The 20035-nt window shown below is 65.5% G+C and carries 14 protein-coding genes and 1 pseudogene; 11 read left to right on the top strand and 4 right to left on the bottom strand.

All coding sequences use genetic code 11. The features are described 5' to 3' along the window. Nucleotides 1-10 precede the first annotated feature (10 nt). Both E1742_RS17610 and E1742_RS17615 read left to right on the top strand, forming a co-directional pair. The gene (locus E1742_RS17610) at nucleotides 11-1282 is read left to right on the top strand and encodes an MFS transporter (RefSeq protein ID WP_134386267.1); all 1272 of its coding nucleotides are present in this window, start codon (nucleotides 11-13) and stop codon (nucleotides 1280-1282) included. Nucleotides 1283-1307: 25 nt separating this feature from the next. Beyond that, nucleotides 1308-2318, top strand: a complete 1011-nt coding sequence (locus E1742_RS17615) for a substrate-binding domain-containing protein (protein WP_134386268.1) — start codon at nucleotides 1308-1310, stop codon at nucleotides 2316-2318. A 23-nt stretch (nucleotides 2319-2341) separates the two neighbouring features. Here the strand turns inward: E1742_RS17615 and icmF are convergent. The 3 genes and pseudogenes from icmF to E1742_RS17630 all read right to left on the bottom strand — a co-directional run bounded on the left by icmF (nucleotide 2342) and on the right by E1742_RS17630 (nucleotide 10567). Then, nucleotides 2342-5631, bottom strand: a pseudogene (gene icmF, locus E1742_RS17620) (fused isobutyryl-CoA mutase/GTPase IcmF). 190 nt (nucleotides 5632-5821) lie between these two features. After that, nucleotides 5822-9397 carry an indolepyruvate ferredoxin oxidoreductase family protein gene (locus E1742_RS17625; RefSeq protein ID WP_134386269.1) on the bottom strand — a complete coding sequence of 1192 codons (3576 nt, stop codon included), beginning with the start codon at nucleotides 9395-9397 and terminating at the stop codon, nucleotides 5822-5824. Between the two features lie 243 nt (nucleotides 9398-9640). Next, on the bottom strand, nucleotides 9641-10567 hold the full coding sequence (locus E1742_RS17630) for a LysR substrate-binding domain-containing protein (protein ID WP_134386270.1): 927 nt from the start codon (nucleotides 10565-10567) through the stop codon (nucleotides 9641-9643). Nucleotides 10568-10665: 98 nt separating this feature from the next. Here E1742_RS17630 and E1742_RS17635 point away from each other — a divergent pair, with 98 nt between their 5' ends. Further along, nucleotides 10666-11883 carry an HD-GYP domain-containing protein gene (locus E1742_RS17635; protein WP_134386271.1) on the top strand — a complete coding sequence of 406 codons (1218 nt, stop codon included), beginning with the start codon at nucleotides 10666-10668 and terminating at the stop codon, nucleotides 11881-11883. A gap of 85 nt (nucleotides 11884-11968) precedes the next feature. On the opposite strand, the gene E1742_RS17640 is transcribed toward E1742_RS17635, so the two are convergent. Beyond that, entirely contained in the window at nucleotides 11969-13018 is a 1050-nt protein-coding gene (locus E1742_RS17640) for a GGDEF domain-containing protein (protein WP_134386272.1), read from the bottom strand. 408 nt (nucleotides 13019-13426) lie between these two features. Here E1742_RS17640 and E1742_RS17645 point away from each other — a divergent pair, with 408 nt between their 5' ends. From E1742_RS17645 to E1742_RS17680, 8 genes are all read left to right on the top strand, one after another. Further along, a complete protein-coding gene (locus tag E1742_RS17645; RefSeq protein WP_134386273.1) occupies nucleotides 13427-13609 on the top strand; it encodes a Flp family type IVb pilin in 183 nt (60 codons plus the stop codon). Between the two features lie 221 nt (nucleotides 13610-13830). Then, complete coding sequence (locus tag E1742_RS17650; RefSeq protein ID WP_134386274.1) at nucleotides 13831-14013, top strand: Flp family type IVb pilin; 183 nt, start codon at nucleotides 13831-13833, stop codon at nucleotides 14011-14013. Between the two features lie 51 nt (nucleotides 14014-14064). Next, nucleotides 14065-14595, top strand: coding sequence for an A24 family peptidase (locus E1742_RS17655; protein WP_134386275.1), 531 nt, complete (start codon nucleotides 14065-14067; stop codon nucleotides 14593-14595). A gap of 70 nt (nucleotides 14596-14665) precedes the next feature. After that, nucleotides 14666-16021, top strand: a complete 1356-nt coding sequence (locus E1742_RS17660) for a DUF8689 domain-containing protein (RefSeq protein WP_134386276.1) — start codon at nucleotides 14666-14668, stop codon at nucleotides 16019-16021. Continuing rightward, complete coding sequence (gene cpaB, locus E1742_RS17665) at nucleotides 16018-16854, top strand: Flp pilus assembly protein CpaB (RefSeq protein WP_134386277.1); 837 nt, start codon at nucleotides 16018-16020, stop codon at nucleotides 16852-16854. The genes E1742_RS17660 and cpaB overlap by 4 nt, the downstream gene beginning before the upstream one ends. A gap of 7 nt (nucleotides 16855-16861) precedes the next feature. Next, nucleotides 16862-18352, top strand: coding sequence for a type II and III secretion system protein family protein (locus tag E1742_RS17670; protein WP_134386278.1), 1491 nt, complete (start codon nucleotides 16862-16864; stop codon nucleotides 18350-18352). 10 nt (nucleotides 18353-18362) lie between these two features. Then, on the top strand, nucleotides 18363-18653 hold the full coding sequence (locus tag E1742_RS17675; RefSeq protein ID WP_134386279.1) for a hypothetical protein: 291 nt from the start codon (nucleotides 18363-18365) through the stop codon (nucleotides 18651-18653). After that, nucleotides 18650-20035 (top strand): pilus assembly protein TadG-related protein, encoded by a 1386-nt coding sequence (locus E1742_RS17680; protein WP_134386280.1) that lies wholly within the window; start codon nucleotides 18650-18652, stop codon nucleotides 20033-20035. The genes E1742_RS17675 and E1742_RS17680 overlap by 4 nt, the downstream gene beginning before the upstream one ends.

Raw genomic sequence — 20035 nt, forward strand, 5'->3', positions numbered from 1 at the left:
GAGACACCCCATGAAAAGCCGCCGCATCCTGTTCGTCCTGTTCCTGATCTATTTTGTGTTTGCCATCCTGCTCAACAGCGTTGGCACGGTGATCCTGCAGATCATCAATAACTACGGCGTCAGCAAATCCGCCGCCAGCGTGCTGGAAGGGTTCAAGGACCTGCCGATTGCCGTCGTCTCGTTCCTCGTGGCGTCGTTCCTGCCGCGGCTGGGCTACAAGCGCGCCATGCTGACGGCACTGGCCATCGTCACCTGCGCCTGCCTTGCGATGCCGCTGGTGCCGGGTTTTCTGACGGCCAAGCTGCTGTTCCTCGCTGTCGGCGTGTCGTTCGCGCTGGTCAAGGTATCGGTGTATTCGACGCTCGGACTGGTTGCCACCAGCCGCCGTCACCACGCCGGCATCATGAATACGCTGGAAGGCTTCTTCATGCTGGGCGTGCTGTGCGCCTACTGGGTGTTCAGCTGGTTCATCGATTCCGCCGATCCCCGCTCGCACAGCTGGCTGAACGTCTACTGGCTGCTGGCCGCGCTGTGCGCCGTCACGTTTGTCCTGCTGCTGACGACAACGTTTGACGAGCACCTGGCGGCGCTGCCGGCCCAACGCACGCCGGCGCAGGATTTCGCCGCGATGCTGCGGCTGTTCTTCAAACCGCTGGTCTGCATCTTCGTCATCACCGCGTTTTTATATGTGCTGATCGAGCAGAGCGTCGGCACGTGGCTGCCCACCTTCAACAACGAGATCCTCCACCTGCCGGCGGCGATGAGCGTGCAGGTGACGAGCATCTTCGCCGCCTGCCTTGCCATCGGCCGCCTGTCCGCAGGCGTGGTGCTGCGGCGGATGCACTGGTATCCCGTCATGAACGCGTGCCTGCTGGGCATGGGCGCCGTCGTACTGGTGGCGCTGCCGCTGACGCGCGATGCCGTGCCCGACCCCGATATCACGTGGGCCAGCGCGCCGCTGGCGACGTTCCTGTTTCCCTTGATCGGCCTGTTCATGGCGCCGATCTACCCCGGCATCAATTCCGTCATGCTCAGCTCCCTGCCGCAGCACCAGCATTCGGCGATGACGGGCCTGCTCGTGATTTTTTCCGCGCTGGGCGGCACCACCGGCTCGCTGGTCACAGGCTATGTGTTCGGCGCGTTCTCCGGCCACTTCGCGTTCTACCTGACGCTCGTCCCCATCACCGTGGTGCTGGTCATGCTGTATTTCTTCCGCCGCGCCGTGGAAGGCCACGGGGCGGGCGAAGCGGAGCCCTCCGCTATAATCCGCAACACGAACTGACCCCGGCACCGACTGTGCAAATCCGATGAACCTGAAAGCGCTGGCCGACACGCTCGGCATGTCCAAGACCACGGTCAGCCGGGCCTTGAACGGCTACCCGGAGGTCTCGGAGCGCACGCGCGAACGGGTGCTGGCTGCCGCGGCGGCGGCGGGTTACCAAGCCAATCCGGCGGCCCGCACGCTGGCCGTTGGTCGCAGCAACGTGCTCGGTATCATCTATCCGCTGCTGCCCGCCGACCTGGGCGATCCGATGTTCCTGGACGTCGTGGGCGGCATGTCGGCGGCGCTGGAATCGGCCGGCTTGAACCTCATCATCGTGCCCGTCTCTCCCGCCAACGAAATGCCGACCTATCGTCAGCTGGTGCGTGGGCGCCGCGTCGACGGCCTGGTGGTCAGCCGCACATTGGTCGACGACGAGCGCATCGCCTGGCTCAGCGAGGCGGCTTTTCCGTTTGTCGCGCATGGCCGTACCAGGCTCGATCGGCCTTACGCGTGGTTCGATTACGACAACGCGGCCGGCATCGAACTGGCGGTCCAGGCGCTGCTGCAACAGGGCCATCGCCGCATCGCGCTGCTAGGCTCGCCCTTGTCGCTGCACTTCGCGCGCCAGCGCCGCGACAGTTTTACGGCGGCGCTGGCGGCGGCCGGCATCGCGGTCGATGCGCATTACCTGATCGAGTCGGCCATCGACCGGCGCAGCGGCTACCAGGCCATGCAGCGCCTGCTGGCGGTGGCGCCGCGGCCGACGGCCGTCATCGTCGACAATCACCTGTCCGGCGTCGGCGCGGTGCGGGCGCTGCTGGATGCGGGCGTGGCGATCGGCACGGAGATGTCGCTGATCGTCTGGGGCGGCATGGCCGATACGCTGGCGGGACTGGACGTGACGACGGTCGACCAGCCCGACGCGCGCGGGGCCGGAACCCGCATGGCACAGATGCTGCTGGCGCGCCTGGGCGGCACGCCGGCGGCGGGGCTGCAGGAACTCTGGCAGCCGCGCCTCGTGGCCGGTTCGACGGTGGGACCGGCGCCCACCTGATCCAGGGCCTGGCGGCCCCGGACCTACATATTGCGGCGGTACTGGCCACCCACTTCGAACAGCGCGGTAGTGATCTGCCCCAGCGAGCAGACGCGGGCCGCGTCCATCAGCTTCTCGAACACGTTCTCGTTGTCGATGGCGGCCTGCTGCAGCGCTGCCAGCGCGGCCGGGCTTGCGGTGGCGTGACGCGTATGGAAGTCGTCCAGGCGCCGCAACTGCGACTGCTTCTCGTCGTCGGTGGAGCGGGCCAGCTCGATCGTCTGCGGCACCTCCGCGCCCTTCGGGTTGCGGAAGGTGTTGACGCCGATGATCGGCAGCGAGCCGTCGTGCTTCTTGTGCTCGTACAGCAGCGACTCTTCCTGGATCTTGCCGCGCTGGTAGCCCGTCTCCATCGCACCCAGCACGCCGCCCCGTTCGGCGATGCGTTCGAACTCCTGCAGCACCTGTTCTTCCACCAGGTCGGTCAGCTCCTCCATGATGAACGCGCCCTGGTTCGGGTTCTCGTTCTTCGCCAGGCCCCACTCGCGGTTGATGATCAATTGAATTGCCAATGCCCTGCGCACCGATTCGTCCGTCGGCGTGGTGATCGCTTCGTCGTAGGCGTTCGTGTGCAGCGAATTGCAGTTGTCGTAGATGGCGATCAGCGCCTGCAGGGTCGTGCGGATATCGTTAAAGTCGATCTCCTGCGCGTGCAGCGAGCGGCCGGACGTCTGGATGTGGTACTTCAGCTTCTGGCTGCGATCGTTGGCGCCGTACTTGTCGCGCATCGTCACCGCCCAGATGCGGCGTGCCACGCGGCCCAGCACCGTGTACTCCGGGTCCATGCCGTTGGAGAAGAAGAACGACAGGTTCGGCGCGAAGTCGTCGATGTTCATGCCGCGCGCCAGGTACGCCTCGACAAACGTGAAACCGTTCGACAGGGTGAACGCCAGCTGCGAGATCGGGTTCGCGCCCGCCTCGGCGATGTGGTAACCGGAGATCGACACGGAGTAGAAATTGCGCACCTGGTGGCGCACGAAATATTCCTGGATATCGCCCATCACCTTCAGCGAGAACTCGGTGCTGAAGATGCACGTGTTCTGGCCCTGGTCTTCCTTCAGGATGTCGGCCTGCACGGTGCCGCGCACGTTCTGCAGCACCCACGCGCGAATCTGCGCCGCTTCCTCATCGGTCGGCTGGCGCCCTTTGTCGCGGGCGAATTTCTCCATCTGCTGGTCGATGGCCGTGTTCATGAACATGGCGAGGATCGTCGGCGCCGGGCCGTTGATCGTCATCGATACGGACGTCGTTGGGCTGCACAGGTCGAAGCCGTCGTACAGCACCTTCATGTCGTCCAGCGTGGCGATCGACACGCCCGAGTTGCCGACCTTGCCGTAGATGTCGGGACGCAGCGCCGGGTCGGCGCCGTACAGGGTGACGGAGTCGAATGCCGTGGAGAGGCGCTTCGCATCGAGCCCTTCGGACACCAGCTTGAAGCGGCGGTTGGTGCGGAACGCATCGCCTTCGCCGGCAAACATGCGGGTGGGGTCTTCCCCTTCGCGCTTGAACGGGAACACCCCGCCGTGTAGGGGAACGAGCCGGGCACGTTTTCCAGCATCAGCCAGCGCAGCAGCTCGCCGTGGTCCTCGTACTTCGGCAGCGATACCTTGCGAATCTTGTTGCCCGACAGCGTGTGGTAGACGAGGACCGTGCGGATTTCCTTGTCGCGGATTTTCACCACGAACTCGTCGCCCGCGTAGGCAGCCTGCACGTCCGGCCACGTCGTCAGCAGTTTTTTCGTGTTGGCGTCCAGCCCGTTGTCGCGTTCGACGATGACGTCATCGAAGTCGGCGTTCCTGCCGGCGGCGGCCAGCATGCGTTTGGCCTCCGTCAGCTGCTGGCGCTCGCGGGCCAATACCGACTGGCGCCGCACTGTCTTGTGGTAGCCGCGCACCGTGTCGGCAATTTCGGCCAGGTAGCGCGCACGGGCAGGGGGCACGATGACGTTCTTGCCGGAGCTGAAGCGCACATCCACCGGCGCCAGCTTGCCCGGCTGCGCGTGCAGGCCATGTTCTGCCAGTTTCGGCAACAGACCCTGGTACAGCGCGGTGACGCCATCGTCGTTGAAGCGCGACGCCTGCGTGCCGTACACCGGCATCTCATCAAGGCGCTTGCTCCACAGTTCGCGGTTGCGCTGGTACTGTTTGGCCACGTCGCGCAGCGCGTCCTGCGCGCCCTTGCGGTCGAATTTGTTGATGGCGATGAAGTCGGCGAAATCGAGCATGTCGATTTTTTCCAGCTGCGACGCGGCGCCGAATTCGGGCGTCATCACGTACATCGACACGTCCACGTGCGGCACGATGGCCGCATCGCCCTGGCCGATGCCGGACGTCTCGACGATGACGAGGTCGAAGCCGGCGACCTTGCAGGCGGCAATCACGTCCGGCAGCGCCTGCGAGATTTCGGAGCCCGCTTCGCGCGTGGCCAGCGAGCGCATGAAGACCCTGGCTTGACCGTTCCACGGATTGATCGCATTCATGCGAATCCGGTCGCCCAACAGCGCGCCGCCCGACTTGCGGCGCGACGGGTCGATCGAGATGATGGCGATGTTGAGCGTGTCGCCCTGGTCCAGGCGGATGCGGCGAATCAGCTCGTCCGTCAAGGAAGATTTGCCGGCGCCGCCCGTGCCGGTGATGCCCAGCGTTGGCGTCGCCAGTTCATCGGCCGCAGCCAGCAATTGCTGGCGCAGTTCCGGTGCGGCGCGGTCGTTTTCCAGTGCCGTGATCAGCTGGGCCAGCGGACGGTGACGGGCCGCGATGTCGCCCTGCTGCAGCGGCGCCAGCGACGTGGGCGAATACTGCGACAGGTCGATGTCGCACTGCTGCACCATCCACTGGATCATGCCGACCAGGCCCATGCGCTGGCCGTCTTCTGGACTGAAGATGCGGGTGACGCCGTATTCGTGCAGCTCGGCGATCTCGGACGGCACGATCACGCCGCCGCCGCCGCCAAACACCTTGATGTGGGCGCCGCCGCGCTGGCGCAGCAGGTCGATCATGTACTTGAAATACTCGACGTGGCCGCCCTGGTAGCTGGAGATGGCGATACCCTGCACGTCCTCGGCCAATGCGGCGGTGACGACTTCGTCGACGGAGCGGTTGTGGCCGAGGTGGACAACCTCGACACCGTTCGACTGCAGGATGCGGCGCATGATGTTGATCGAGGCATCGTGGCCATCGAACAGCGAGGCAGCCGTAACGAAGCGCACCTTGTTGGCCGGCCGCGCCTGGTCGGCTTCGGCGGCAAGGGTCTTGGCGGAGGTCAGATCGTTCATGAGATTCCCTGGAATTTCGACGGATCGTGCGATCCGATTATATGACGTTTACGTTAACGTAATAACGACGTAAGAACTGCGCGTAGAACCGCTGAAAACCGGTGCCAGGCTCCTATTTCGAAGACCGGTGCCAGGCTCCTATTCCCACGATGTGAAAACAGGAGCCTGTCACCGGTTTTCACGATGCGGGCTACGCGGCGTGCTGGCGGGCGCCACCAAAGGCTGCCAGCAGGCGCGCCTTGTCGGCGTGGAACGTGGCGACGGCTTTTTCCTTGACGTGACCGAAGCCGCGGATCTTCTCCGGCAGCGCCGCGATCGATACGGCCTGCTCGTAGTTCGATGCGGTCAGGCCGGCCAGCAGTTCGGCCACGATCTGGCGGTATTCGCCGATCAGCGCGCGTTCCATCTTGCGCTCTTCGGTGCGGCCGAACACGTCGAACGCGCCGCCGCGCAGGCCTTTCAGTTTTGCCAGCACGCTGAACGCCTTCCACATCCAGGAGCCGTATTCCGCCTTGACGAGGTGGCCCTTGGCGTCCTTCTTCGAAAACATCGGCGGCGCCAGGTTGAACTTCAGGCTGAAGTCGCCCTCGAACTGGGACTTCAACTGCTCGACAAAGCGGCCATCCGTGTACAGGCGCGCCACTTCGTATTCGTCCTTGTACGCCATCAGCTTGAACAACGACTTGGCGACCGCCATCGACAGCCGGTTCGGCAACCCCAGCGCCGTCTCGCGCTCGCGCACCTGCATTACCAGCTGCTCATACTGCGCCGCATACGCCGCGTTCTGGTAGCCCGTCAGGAACTCGATGCGCTTTCTGATGACGCTGTCCAGGCTTTGCGGCATCTGCATGACGATGGCCTGCGTCGGCGTGGCCGTGAGCTCGACCTTTTTCACGTCGACGGCGGCACGGCGGCCCCACAGGAAGCTCTTCTTGTTCGATTCGACGGCCACGCCGTTCATCTCGATGGCGCGCAGCAGCGCCGCTTCCGACAGCGGAATGCGCCCGCGCTGCCAGGCGTAGCCCAGCATGAACAGGTTGGCGGCGATCGAGTCGCCCATCAGCGCCGTGGCCAGCTTGGTCGCGTCGATGAAGTCGGCGGCATCGGCACCGCCGACGGATTCGACGATCAGCGCGCGCACTTCCTCGGCCGGATACTGCCAGTCCGCGTTCTGCGCGAACGTGCCGGGCGGCTGCTCGTGCAGGTTGACGACGGCCAGCGTGCGGCCGGGGCGCATTTTCGAGACCGCATCGGCCGCGCCGGCGGTCAGCATGTCGCAGCCCAGGATCAGGTCCGCTTCGCCGGTGGCGATGCGCTGCGCCCGCAGGTGCGCCGGCGACGTGGCAATCTTCACGTGCGACGTGACGGAGCCGTTCTTCTGCGACATGCCCGTCATGTCCAGCACCGAAGCGCCTTTGCCCTCCAGGTGCGCGGCCATGCCCATCAGCGCGCCGACGGTGATGACGCCCGTGCCGCCGATGCCGTTGATCAGGATGTTGTATGGCTGTTCGCAGTCCGGCAGGCGTGGCTGCGGCAGCACGCCCCAGTCGTCCGGCGCTTTACTCACACCCGTCTTCGATTTCTTCAGCGTGCCGCCTTCGACGGTGACGAAGCTGGGGCAGAAGCCTTTCACGCACGAATAATCCTTGTTGCAGCTGGACTGGTCAATGGTGCGCTTGCGGCCGAACTCCGTCTCTTTCGGCAGGATCGACACGCAGTTCGACTGCACGCCGCAGTCGCCGCAGCCTTCGCAGACGGCTTCGTTGATGACCATGCGCTTGTTCGGGTCCGGGAATTCGTTCTTTTTCCGACGGCGGCGCTTTTCGGCAGCGCAGGTCTGGTCGTAGATCAGCACCGTGCAGCCAGGCAGTTCACGCAGCTCGCGCTGCACGTCGTCCATCTCCTTGCGGTCGTGCAGCGTAACGAACGCGGGCAGGGTCGAGCGGTCCGCGTAGCGCGACAGGTCTTCCGTTACGAGGGCAATGCGTTTGACGCCTTCGGCCGCCATCTGCTGCGCGATCATCGGCACGGAGACGGTGCCGTCCACCGGCTGGCCGCCCGTCATCGCCACCGCGTCGTTGTACAGGATCTTGTAGGTGATGTTCACCTTCGCCGCCACGGCGGCGCGGATGGCGAGATAGCCGGAGTGGAAGTAGGTGCCGTCCCCAAGGTTCTGGAACACGTGCGGGACGGTGGAAAACGCAGCCTGGCCGATCCACGGCGTGCCTTCGCCGCCCATGTGCGTCGTCAGCTTGTTCATCTCCGGATAGATCGACGTCGCCATCACGTGGCAGCCGATGCCGGCCAGCGCGAAGCTGCCGTCCGGGACTTTCGTCGACGTGTTGTGCGGGCAGCCGGAGCAGTAAAACGCGGGACGGAACGGTGTGCTGATGGCCTTCTTGAGTACCGCATCCTTCGCGTCGAGGAACGTCAGGCGCGCCTTGATTTGGTCCTGGATATGCGTGTCATCGATATAGCGTTTGACACGCGAAGCGATCACGCGGGCCACTTGCGAGACCGAGAAATCGGCCTTCGGCGGCAGCAGCCATTCGCCGCGCGGCGCGACCCATTCGCCCTTGTCGTCGAACTTGCCGATGACGCGCGGACGCACGTCGTCGCGCCAGTTGTACAGCTGTTCCTTCAGCTGGTATTCGACGAACTGGCGCTTCTCTTCCACCACGAGGATTTCGTCGAGACCCTGCGCGAACTCGCGCACCGAGTCCGGCTCCAGCGGCCATGGCATCGAGACCTTGAACAGGCGCAGGCCGACCTTGGCGGCCATGTCCTCGTCGATGCCCAGTTCTTCCAGCGCTTCCAGCACGTCCAGGTACGATTTACCGGAAGCGATGATGCCCAGCTTCGCGTTCGGGTTGTCGATCGTCGTGTGATTCAGCTTGTTTTCCCGCGCATAGGCGAGGGCCGCGTAGATCTTGTAGTCCTGCATCAGCGCTTCCTGATTGCGCGCCTGCTGGCCCAGCGGGATCGACGACAGGCGGGCATTCAGGCCGCCTTCGGGCATCGTGAAATCCTGCGGCAGCCTGACCTGTACGCGCAGCGGATCGGCATCGACGGAGGCCGACGATTCCACCGTATCGGCCAGCGCCTTGAACGCGACGGCGCAGCCGGAGAAGCGCGACATGGCCCAGCCGTGAACGCCCAGGTCCAGGTATTCCTGCACGTTGCAGGGGTACAGCACGGGGATCATGCAGGCCGAGAAGATATGGTCGGACTGGTGCGGCAACGTCGACGAATAGGCGCCATGATCGTCGCCCGCGACGAGCAGGATGCCGCCGTGCTTCGACGTGCCGGCATGGTTCATGTGTTTGAAAACGTCGCCACAGCGGTCCACGCCGGGGCCCTTGCCGTACCACATGGCGAACACGCCATCGTATTTCGACGGGCCGATCAGGTCGACCTGCTGCGAGCCCCACACGGCGGTGGCGGCCAGATCCTCGTTCACGCCCGGCACGAACTGGATGTGGTTCGCTTCCAGGTACGTTTTCGTCTTCCACAGCGTTTCGTCCAGTCCGCCCAGCGGCGAACCGCGGTAGCCGGAAATGAAGCCGGCGGTGTTCAGGCCGGCCTGTTCGTCGCGCTTTTTCTGCATCATCGGCAGGCGCACGAGGGCCTGGATGCCGGAGAGGAAGATCTTGCCGGAAGTGGCGGTGTATTTGTCGTCGAGGCTGACGTCGTTCAGTACGACTGGCTGCGCGGGCGCGGCGTCACGCAGGGACGCGGCGGCACCCATTGCCGGGGTATCGGGCATGGCTTGTCTCCAAAATGCTTTATTCCGGTTGCGCCTGGCCTTGATTCGCCGGGTGGGCGAAGGCTGGCTCAGGCTACGTGGCCGCTTTTTGCGACGCTGGCCACTCTGACGGTGGCTGACTTCCCAGTCTACGCGCCGGTTGACGTATACGGAAATAGCGTTTGGGGATGGGGGTATAAGAAATTGTGATGGCTATCGAGGAGGGCTGGGGCCAGACCCGCCGGGTCTGACTCGCGAATTCATCTAGAGCAACGTTGCACCAGGCCAGGCGTCGCCCGCACACAGCTGGCCCGCCACCTCCGCCGCCAGCCGGCTGATGGCCGTGGCAGCATTGGTCAGCGGCAGCGTCCGGGAAGCGCACAGCACGACGGTGCGGGAAATCGCGGGACTGTGGATCGCCAAGGCTCGCATCAGGCCGCGCTGCACTTCCGGCAGCACTGGCGCCACCGGCAAAATAGTCGCCCCCATATCGGCCATCAGGGCGGACTTGAGGATGGCGATGGAATTGATTTCGATAACATCTTGCGGCGCCAGGCCGGCGCCGTGCGCCACCGCCTCGATGCGGGGCCGTACGCCGTGCTGCAGGCCGGGCAGGATCAGCGTTGCCGCCAGCGCCTCCTGCAGCGTGACCTCCGCGCGCTGCGGGAACCAGCGCGCGTCCGTGCGGCAGATGAAGCACAGCGATTCCTCCGCCAGCGGCGTCGTCACGAACGGTGTCAGCTGGCCGTCGTCGAACAGCACGGCCAGATTGACGCGGCCCGATTTGAGCTGTTCGGCCAGATTACCCGTCAGCTCTTCCGTCAGTTGCAGCGTGATGTCCGGGTAGTGCGCGCGCGCCGCCTCCAGCAGTGGCAGCGCGAGCGCGGCCGAGATGCTGTGCGGCAGGCCTAGGGTGACGGTGCCGGATGGTCGCGCCGACTGCGTCACGGCCGAACGCGCATCCGCCACCTGCTTCAGGATTGCCTGGGCGTGCTCGTAAAACACCTTGCCCGCGTCCGTGCTGTGCACGCCCTGCGCCGACCGATGCAGCAGCTGCGCGCCCAGGTCGGCCTCCAGCTGGCGTAGCTGCTGCGTCAATGCGGGTTGAGCGACGTGCAACACGCCAGCAGCGCGCGACAGTGAGCCGTGATCCACGATTGCAACAAAATAACGGAGCTGACGCAATTCCATAGAAGTTTTAATGCCTTAAACTTACGATTAGTCCCGTGCGGCAACTATTTGGTTATACTCCCATTGTAGCGCTCGCCGCTTAATCACCGCAGATTGCCATGTTGAAGAAAGTCGACGCCTCCGTGTTAAAGGTGGGCATGTTTATTCATGATCTCAGTTGCGACTGGATGGACCATCCTTTCGTGCGCAGCCGCTTCGCCATCACGACCGAAGCCGAGATCCGCAAGATCCTGGGCGCGGGCATTCGCCAGGTGGTGATCGACTCGTCGCGCGGTCTGGATGTGCGCGACGCTCCGACGCTGCGCGAGACGCAGGACGCCATCGAACAGGAGGTCGTCGAGATCGCCAGCGCACCGGCACGCCCGATCCGCGTGTCGCTGGCCGAGGAGCTGCAGCGCGCTGCGCGCATCCGGCATCAGGCGGCGGGACTGGTGCGCAACGTGATGGCCGATGCGCGGCTCGGCAAGGCCATCGAAATCGACTCGGTCCAGCCGGTCGTGCAGAACATCACCGAATCGATCCTGCGCAATCCCGGCGCGCTGGTGGGCCTTCTGCGCATCAAGAGCAAGGACGACTACACATTCCTGCATTCCGTCAGCGTGTGCGCCCTGCTGGTGGCGTTCTGCCATTCGCGCGACATGGAAGACGATCTCATCCGCGAAGCGGGCCTCGGCGGCTTGCTGCACGACACGGGCAAGGCGCTGGTGCCGGACGAGATCCTGAACAAGCCGGGCCGCCTGACGGACGCCGAATTCGACATCATCCGCAAGCACCCCGAAGACGGCTACCGGATCCTGCTGCAGTCGCCCGAGGTGGGGCCGATCCCGCTCGACATCACGCGTCATCACCACGAGCGCCGCGACGGCAGCGGCTACCCCGACAAGCTGGCCGGAGACGACATTTCCGAGCTGGCGCAGATGGCGTCGATCGTCGACGTGTATGACGCCATCACGGCCGACCGCTGCTATCACAAGGGCATCCCGGCTGCGGCGGCGCTGCGCAAGATCTATGAATGGAGCAAGTTTCATTTCAATCCGCAGCTGGTGCAGCAGTTCATGCGCTGCGTGGGCATCTATCCCGTCGGCACGCTGGTGCGGCTGGAATCGGGCCGGCTTGGCGTGGTCGTGGAACCGCACGAGACGAACCTGCTGTCGCCCAAGGTCAACGTGTTCTTCAACACGAAGACGAACGTCTATATCAAGCCGGAGATGGTCGACCTGGCGCGCGGCCTGGGATTTGGCGGTGCCGAGAAGATCGTTGGACACGAAGATCCTGCGCAATGGAAAGTCGATCCTATGCGCTTTCTCGTCGTGTAAAACAGGTATCGGCGCGGGGAGCACGGCTGAGACCGTGTCGCACCGCGTGCGACACGCACTTAACGGTCAGCCGGCGTGACAGCGCTCAGAAGAATTCCGCCGTATCGTTCGATTCCACCGTCTGCAGCAGGCCGCCACTGACCAGTTCGTCGTAGTGGCAGGCCATGTTGCGCCCGTGGCTCTTGGCGTAGTACAGCGCCTGGTCGGCGCGGCCCAGGATGATGACGGGTGCCTCGAACGCACTGATGCTGACGAATCCCACGCTGACGGTGACCTTGCCCACCTGCGGGAAGTCATGCTGCTCCACGTTCATGCGGAAGCGGTCGATGATTTTCTTGGCGTTGTCCAAAGTCGTCGAGCGCAGCAGCACCACGAACTCCTCGCCGCCGAAGCGGAACACCCGGTCCTGCGCGCGGAACGACGATTGCAGCAGGTTGGCGATCAGGATCAGCACCTCGTCGCCATACAGGTGGCCGAACTTGTCGTTGACGTGCTTGAAGTGGTCGACGTCCACGACGGCCAGCCACTGCTTCTCTTCCTCGCAATGCTGGCGCCGCTCGGGTTCGCCCGGCGGCAGCGACAGCTGGTCCTGCTCCGCGCTGCTGGCCTGCAGCATCTTGGCCAGCTGGTCGTCGAAGGTCTTGCGGTTCAACAGCCCGGTCAGCGAATCGCGTTCGCTGTAGTCGAGCAGATTCTGGAAGTTACGATAGACGCTGACGATGCCGCCGATGACGTGAATGGTGTCGCTCGTGTAGGGCGTCGGATTGACGATTTCCAGACACGTGTCGGCCTTGTCACCCAGCCAGATCGGCAGCCACAGCGTATGGCGGCCGTGCTCGTCCATCTGGTCCGCGCTGGCCTCGTGGCGTGCGATGCAGTCCGCCAGCGCGGGATAGCAGCTGATCGGATCGCCCGGACTGGCCGGGTCGGGATGGTCCTCCATGCGTGCGGGCTGGCCCGCCGTTACCACGGCGCGGGAGCGCACGAACAGCTGGTCCCGCACGGCGGCAAGCGTCAGCACGCGTGCCTGGGTGGCACCCGCGAGCTCCTGCACCGCCGAGATCACGGAGATGTCCAGCATCGTGTGATCGCGGTGGCCGGTCATGTCCACCATGTGTTTCAGTAGGGAATCCATGCTCGTTCTCTGAAGTATCAAGACGCGCGCCGCATTATGTTTCCGAAAAATCAAGGCACACAGTGACGCACAGCACGAGGCCTTTCCAAAAGACAGCTGATCAGCATAAATGTTTTTTGCTTTCGCAGCAATTATCCTTTGCGAAAATTCTTGAAAAACGCCACGATTCTACTCTTTGTCTACAACGGAGCGCGTCTTCCAGCCGCGAATCCACCCCTCATGTCGCAGAGCAAGTGATGCAGTGTGACATAGCCCGGCGGCGTTGTCTGTCACATTTCCGTCTATACCAATGATAGTGCCGTTGGGAAAGTTGCGCACTATCAAGATTGCCTGTCGGCATAAAATTTATGATGTCCTTAATGGCTGACGCCAGAATCCGAAGTCAAACCAGACCCACAGGAGGACAGTATGAACGCATTAATTGTTGCAGCCCGGGAGTTCGCCCGGGATGAGGAAGGGATTACCGCCATCGAGTATGGGCTCATTGCGGCCGTGATCGCCGGCGTCGTGGGGATCGCATTCAAATCGGTGGGCGATGCGATCAAGGCCAGCTTCACCACCATCGCCGGGAAGCTGAATCCGACGACGTAACCGTTGTACGGCTTGCCGGTCCTGGCCGGCAGGCCTTCTTTTGCGGCGACCGACTGCAGCGCACGCCGGGAAACCTCTTCGTCCAGCTGGTTTTCAAGCCGTATGGCCCCTGCCATGCGCCGCTTTCCTGCCGTTTCCCGCCGTGTATGTGCCGAAGGCGCTCACGGCTTCCATGGCAGACGCCAGGAACCAGGTTGAACCAGATCTCATAGGAGGAGCTTATGAACGCTTTAATCGTGGCAGCCCGAGAGTTCATCGGGGATGAAGAAGGCATCACCGCCATCGAGTATGGCCTGATTGCGGCAGTGATTGCCGGTGTCGTGGGCATCGCATTCAAGGAGGTTGGCGATGCGATCAAGGCCAGCTTCACCACGATCGCAGGGAAGCTGAATCCGGCCTCGTAACGCTGTACGGCCTGCCGGCCTTCGCCGGCGGGTCATTTTTTCGAGGCGCCCATGACCGTCGCACTCCAGATATTGCTCGTCTGGCTTGTATTGCAGGCTGCCGTCACCGACCTGGCCATCCGCCGCATCCCGAACGTGCTCGTGCTGGCCGGACTGGCCATCGCTCTTGCGTTGCACTGGCGTGCCGGCCCGGCGGGCCTGCTGTTGTCGACGTGGCTGGCCGGTATCGTTACCGGCTTTTTCCTGTTCCTGCCGCTGTACCTGCTGCGCGGCATGGCCGCCGGCGACGTCAAGTTGATGGCGATGACAGGGGCATTTGTCGGCCCGGCGCTGGCGCTGCGGATCGCGCTGCTCACCTGCCTGATCGGCGGCGTCATGGCTGTCGTCATCGTCATCCATAACGGGCGCTGGCGCATCCTGTGCCGCAACCTCGTGGCCATGCTGACGCCATTGCTGGTGTCGCTTGGCGGTGTGCCGCAGACGCGGGTCGCGCTGCCGCGTGACGCCAGCGCCGGCGGCATCCCGTATGGTGTCGCGATTGCGCTGGGCACGGTCTGCGTGGTCGTACAACCACACCTGTAGTCCATTGCTGTACGTCAATATCCCGTAGGAAACACGCCGCTAGAATCCATTTCTCACCAGGAGAAACGGCATGGACCACTCGACTCATCCCAGCGTTGTGCCCAGCGAGGCCGATGTGCCGCTGTTGCCGCCGCAGCCGAAAAGCATGCGCGACACCGGGCTGGAACCGGCACTGTTGGTGGAACTGGCGGCCAAGGTGTTGTTCGGCGGCGGTAAAACTCATCTTCCGGTACTGGCGACGCGGCTGCGCCTGTCGATCAACGTGCTGCGCGAGCTGCTGGACTTCATGGTGGCCGAACATCTGGCCGAAGTGGCCTGGCGGGGCGAAACGGATCTCGATGTGCAATATCAGCTGACGGGGGCCGGCCGCGAGCGCGCCGCCGCGTGGCTCGAACGGTGTCCCTACACGGGCCCGGCACCTGTGCCGCTGGAAGCGTACCGTGCCATGCTGCAGCGGCAATCGGCGCAACTGGCGCCCGTCAGCGCGGCCGACGTCGCCGCCGAGTTCGCCGACGACTGCATGCCCCCGCAGGTGCGCCAGCTGGCCGGCGCCGCGTTGCACGCGCATCGCTCGCTGCTGTTGTACGGCCCCCCCGGCAGCGGCAAGACCACGCTGGCGCGCCGCCTGGGGCGCCTGCTGCACGGCACCGTGGCCGTGCCATACGCGGTGGCGGTGGGCCAGGAGATCGTCGTGGTGCACGACGCCGCCGTGCACCAGGCGCCAGTGGTGCCGGCGCGGACGATGGCGGACCGGCGCAGCACCGATACGCGCTGGGTCACGTGCAGCCGCCCCGTGCTGCACCTGGGGGCGGAGCTGGCGGCCGACGCGCTGGACCTGCGCCATGATCCGTTCGGCGGCTGCTATCACGCACCGGCCCACGTCAAGGCGGCCGGCGGCCTCCTGATCGTCGACGATCTCGGTCGCCAGCGCATGCCGGCCGCGGAACTGCTGGGCCGTTTCACGCAGGCGCTGGACACGGGTGCCGACCAGCTGGCGCTCCAGGGCGGCCACCAATTCGCCGTGCCGTTCGACGCCACGATGGTCTTCATCACGAACCAGGCGCCGCAGGCGGTACTGGACCCGTCATCGCTGCGCCGCATCGGTTACAAGGTCTACGTAGGCCCCATCGGCGCCGCGGCGTATCGCGCGCTGTTCCGCCAGCAGTGCCACGCCTTCGGCATGGCCGCCGATGAAACGGCCCTGGCTTACCTGATCGAGGAACTGCATCGCGGCAGCGGTCAGCCGCTGCTGGCCGGATCGCCGCGCGCCATCCTGGCCCGGATCGCGGAATTCGCCGCCTTCCTGGAGCAACCCGCGGTCCTGTCACCCGCCACCATCGACCAGGCATGGTCCAGCATGTTTGCCGGTACCGGGCTGCTGCTGACGGCCGATATCGAAACGTCCCTGTTCGAGAGGATCGAATGAAGAACCGCCGCGCATTCATGATGATGGCCGCAGCCATCGTGCTCGGCCTCGGTGCCGTGGCGATGGCGTCGCGCCTGCTGCTGCGCCAGGCGCCCACGTCGGCCAACCGCATCGTTGTCGCGGCAACGGACGTCAGCCTGGGCCAGCGCCTGAGCGCCGACATGCTGAAAGCGTCCGACTGGCCGGCCGACAGCGTCCCTCCCGGCGCGTTGCGCGATCCGCTGGTGCTGAACGGTCGCGTGCTGAAAGCCAGCGTGCTGCGCGGCGAACCGCTGACCGAGGCCAAGCTGGCGCCGGTCGGCACGCTGGGCGGCTTGTCCGCGCTGATCGCCGAAGGCAAGCGCGCCATCACTGTCCGCGTCAACGACGTCATCGGCGTGGCCGGCTTTGCCTTGCCCGGCAATTTCGTCGACATCCTCGTCAGCACGCAGGCGTCCGGCGGCACGCAGCAGGACGATCAGGCCATTTCGAAGATCGTCCTGGAGCGTATCCTCGTGCTGGCCGTCGCCCAGGAAGTGAGCCGCGACGATACCAAGCCGCGCGTCGTCAACGCCGTCACGCTGGAGGTGGCACCCGAGCAGGCGGAAAAGCTGGATCTGGCGCGCAGCGTCGGCACGCTGTCGCTGGTGCTGCGCAACCAGGTCGATCCGCAACCCGGCACGACGACCGGCGCGACCAAGACCAGTCTGCTGGGCCTGGCCACGGCGACGCCGGTCGTGGCCGCGGCGGCGCCAGCGCCGCGCCCCGCAGTCGTGAGCATGCCCCGGCGGGGGGCGCCACGCCATTGCATCGGGACCATCGATGGCCTGCACAGCCGTCGCGAATGCCTGTGAGGACGCCATGACCCGACCCCATCTCTTCGCCCTGACGCTGTCCGCCTTGTGCGTAACGGTCGCGGCGCCGCCCTCCCGGGCAGCCGGGCCGGCCGGCGCCGAAGTGCCGAAGGCGGCCAGTCCCGCCAGGGCGCCAGCGCGCACCGAAGGTCCGCGCTGCACGGGCGAACCCGCCGCGCCGGGGCGGCTGGCCCTGCAGCTTGGCAAATCCACATTGATGCGGCTGCCCGAGCCCGTCGTCAACCGCAGCGTCGGCAACCCGGCCGTGCTGCAGGCCATGCTGGTGGCGCCCGAAACGCTGTACCTCGTCGGCGCGGATGTCGGCAGCACCAATATGATCGTGCAGGGCAGGAGCGGCGCCTGCAGCGTCATCGATGTGACGGTCGGCATGGATACGGCGGGGCTGCAGTCCGCCCTTGCCGCGCTGCTGCCCGAAGAGAAACACATCAAGGTCACGGCAGCGGCCGATACCCTCGTGTTGTCCGGCACGGTGGAGAGTGGCGCCATGGTGGCGCAGGTGATGGAGCTGGCGCAGGCGTTCGTGCGCAACCCGGCCAAGGCGTTGAGCGGTGGCGCGGACAGCGCGGCGCCTGCCGCCAGCGGTGCCGGGCCCCGCATCGTCAACCTGCTCGGCGTCAGCGCACCCCAGCAGGTCATGCTGGAAGTGAAGATCGCCGAAGTGTCGAAGACGCTGCTGGACAAGCTGGAAGGCGCGTCGGCCCGGCTCCAGGGCGGCGAGTGGACGGCCGGCGTGGCCGCCAATTTCGTCAGCGGCACCGCCCGCGGCAGCCTGGTACTGGCCAGATCGCTGGAAAAGTACCTGCGGCTCGATGGCGAACAGCAGGATGGCCTCGTCCGCATCCTGGCCGAGCCGACGGTGATGGCCGTCAGCGGCCAGGAAGGCAGCTTCTTGGCCGGCGGCACCATTTTCATCCCCGTCGCGCAGGACAACAACAAGGTCACGCTGGAGGAAAAGCAATTCGGCGTGGGACTGCGTTTCACGCCGACAGTACTGTCGGGAGGGCGCATCAACTTGAAGGTGGCGCCGGAGGTGTCGGAGCTGTCGCGCGACGGCGTGGGCATCAGCTCTGGCGGCGTCAACGGGCGCGCCATCATGCCGCTGGTAACGACGCGCCGCGCCACGACGACGGTGCAGCTGTACGACGGTCAGAGCTTTGCCATCGGCGGCCTGATCCGCGACAACCAGACCAGCAATATCAACGCGATGCCGGTGCTGGGCGAGCTGCCGGTGCTGGGGGCGCTGTTTCGCAGCACGAACTTCCAGCGCGACCGCAGCGAACTGCTGTTTGTCGTGACGGCGCGCCTCGTCAAACCGCTCGCCCCGGGCTTTAACCTGCCGACGGATGCGCTGCAACCGGCGGCGCAAGCGGACCTGTTCCTGACGGGCCGGATGGAAGCGCCCGCTACGCCGTCCGCCGCGCCACTTGCGGCCCCGCCGACCACTGCCGCACAGCCATCCGGCTTCCGGCTGAAATAAGGAGCGCAGCATGAAGCCAAAGAATCCGCCGGTGCTTGCGCTGCTTGGGGTGCTGCTGGCCTGCGCCGGTTGCCGGGCGGTGCCGAGCACGACGCCCCAGTGGGACGACCGCTTTGGCGACGCTACCCGCACCGCGTTCGCCCGGCAGGTACGCGACCCGGACGCGGCGCTGCGGCACAGTACCGCCGACGGCATGGACGGCGCCGGCGCGGCGGCGGTCCACCAGCGCTATCAGAAGTCGTTCGCGGAGAAGCCCGATGCGGCCCCCGCATTTACTATCGGCCTGGGCAGCGGCAAATGAACGCGCTGCGGCAGCGTCAGGGCGGCGCCATCGCCATCATGTATGCGCTCATGCTGCCCGCCGTTCTCGGCTGCATCGGGCTCGCGCTCGACCTGGGCATATGCTACCTGCGGCGCTCGCAACTGCAGAACGCAGCGGACAGTATCGCCCTGGGGGCGGCGCAGGCATTGAACGGCACGCCCGGCGGCATAGCGGCCGCGGCCGATCGGGCGTTTCGCATGTCGCTGGGCATGCGCGTCGGCCTGTCGAGCGAGCTGGCCTGGAATTCCGCGGCACTGAGATTCGCCGGCAGCCCGGACGCGCCGGAGAGCGACTGGCTGCCAGTCTACGCGGCAGGACCGGCCGCCGCCACCCTGCGTTATGCCCGTGTCGACATGAACGTTCTGGACGATGCGACGCGCTATGTGCAGCCGGTACTGATGGGAGTCCTGGGAGCGGGCCTCGATCCCGTCAACCTGGCGCCGGTCGTCGTGGCCGGTCCCACGGCCGGGAACATTACGCCGCTGGCCGTTTGCGCCATGAGCAACAAGGCCTCCGACACCCGCGCCAATCCCGGCAATCCTGAGCTGATCCAGTATGGGTTCCGCTTCGGCGTCGGTTATAACCTGCTGGAACTGAATCCGACCGGCACGGGCGCAGGCGAGTATTTCTACGTCGACCCCATGCACGTCGCCGGCGGGGACACGACGTCCTTCGACGAAACCGCCGTGGCGCCGTTCATGTGTACCGGGACAGTCGGCTATGCCGGGTTCGTGAACGGCAAGGCGCGGCTGCGCCGGCCCGGCAGCTTCAATCTGTGGCAGCAGCTCAATTCCCGCTTCGGCACGTATGGCGGCGCGCCCGCATGCAATCCGACGGCTGCGCCGCCGGACAGCAACATCCGCAGCTATGCGGGCGCCAGCGCGACCTGGTTGACGCAGCCGCCCACGCGCCTTGCCGCAAGGCCGGGCACCGCAACGGGCAGGCTGCAGACGATCGCGGACGATCCGCCGCCACTTTCCACGGCCACCGTGCCGGGCGACTACGGCATTCTGTGGGCCTATGGGCCGGCGAAGACGCCGTCCGGCGCCCCGGTTGCGTTGGCGGCGTTCGGCGCATTGTATCCGTCCACCCCGGCGGGGGCGATCAAGGGCGGCACCGGCTATACCTCCGCCGGAGCGTATCTCTCCGGTGGATACAGCGCGGCACCCCCGGGACTGGGCGGCCAAAACGCCGCCTGCTGTACATCCCGCTGCTGCGCTGTCCGGTGGCCGCGGGCACGCAGGTCGAGGGCGATGTGGTGGCGATCGCCCGCTTCCTGCTCACGGCGCCCGCCAGCGCGACCGAGGTGCCGGCGGAATTTGCCGGCACCGTCACCGACGCGGCGTTGCCCGCAACGATAG

This window comes from Pseudoduganella plicata (assembly GCF_004421005.1).
Classification (GTDB): domain Bacteria; phylum Pseudomonadota; class Gammaproteobacteria; order Burkholderiales; family Burkholderiaceae_D; genus Rugamonas; species Rugamonas plicata.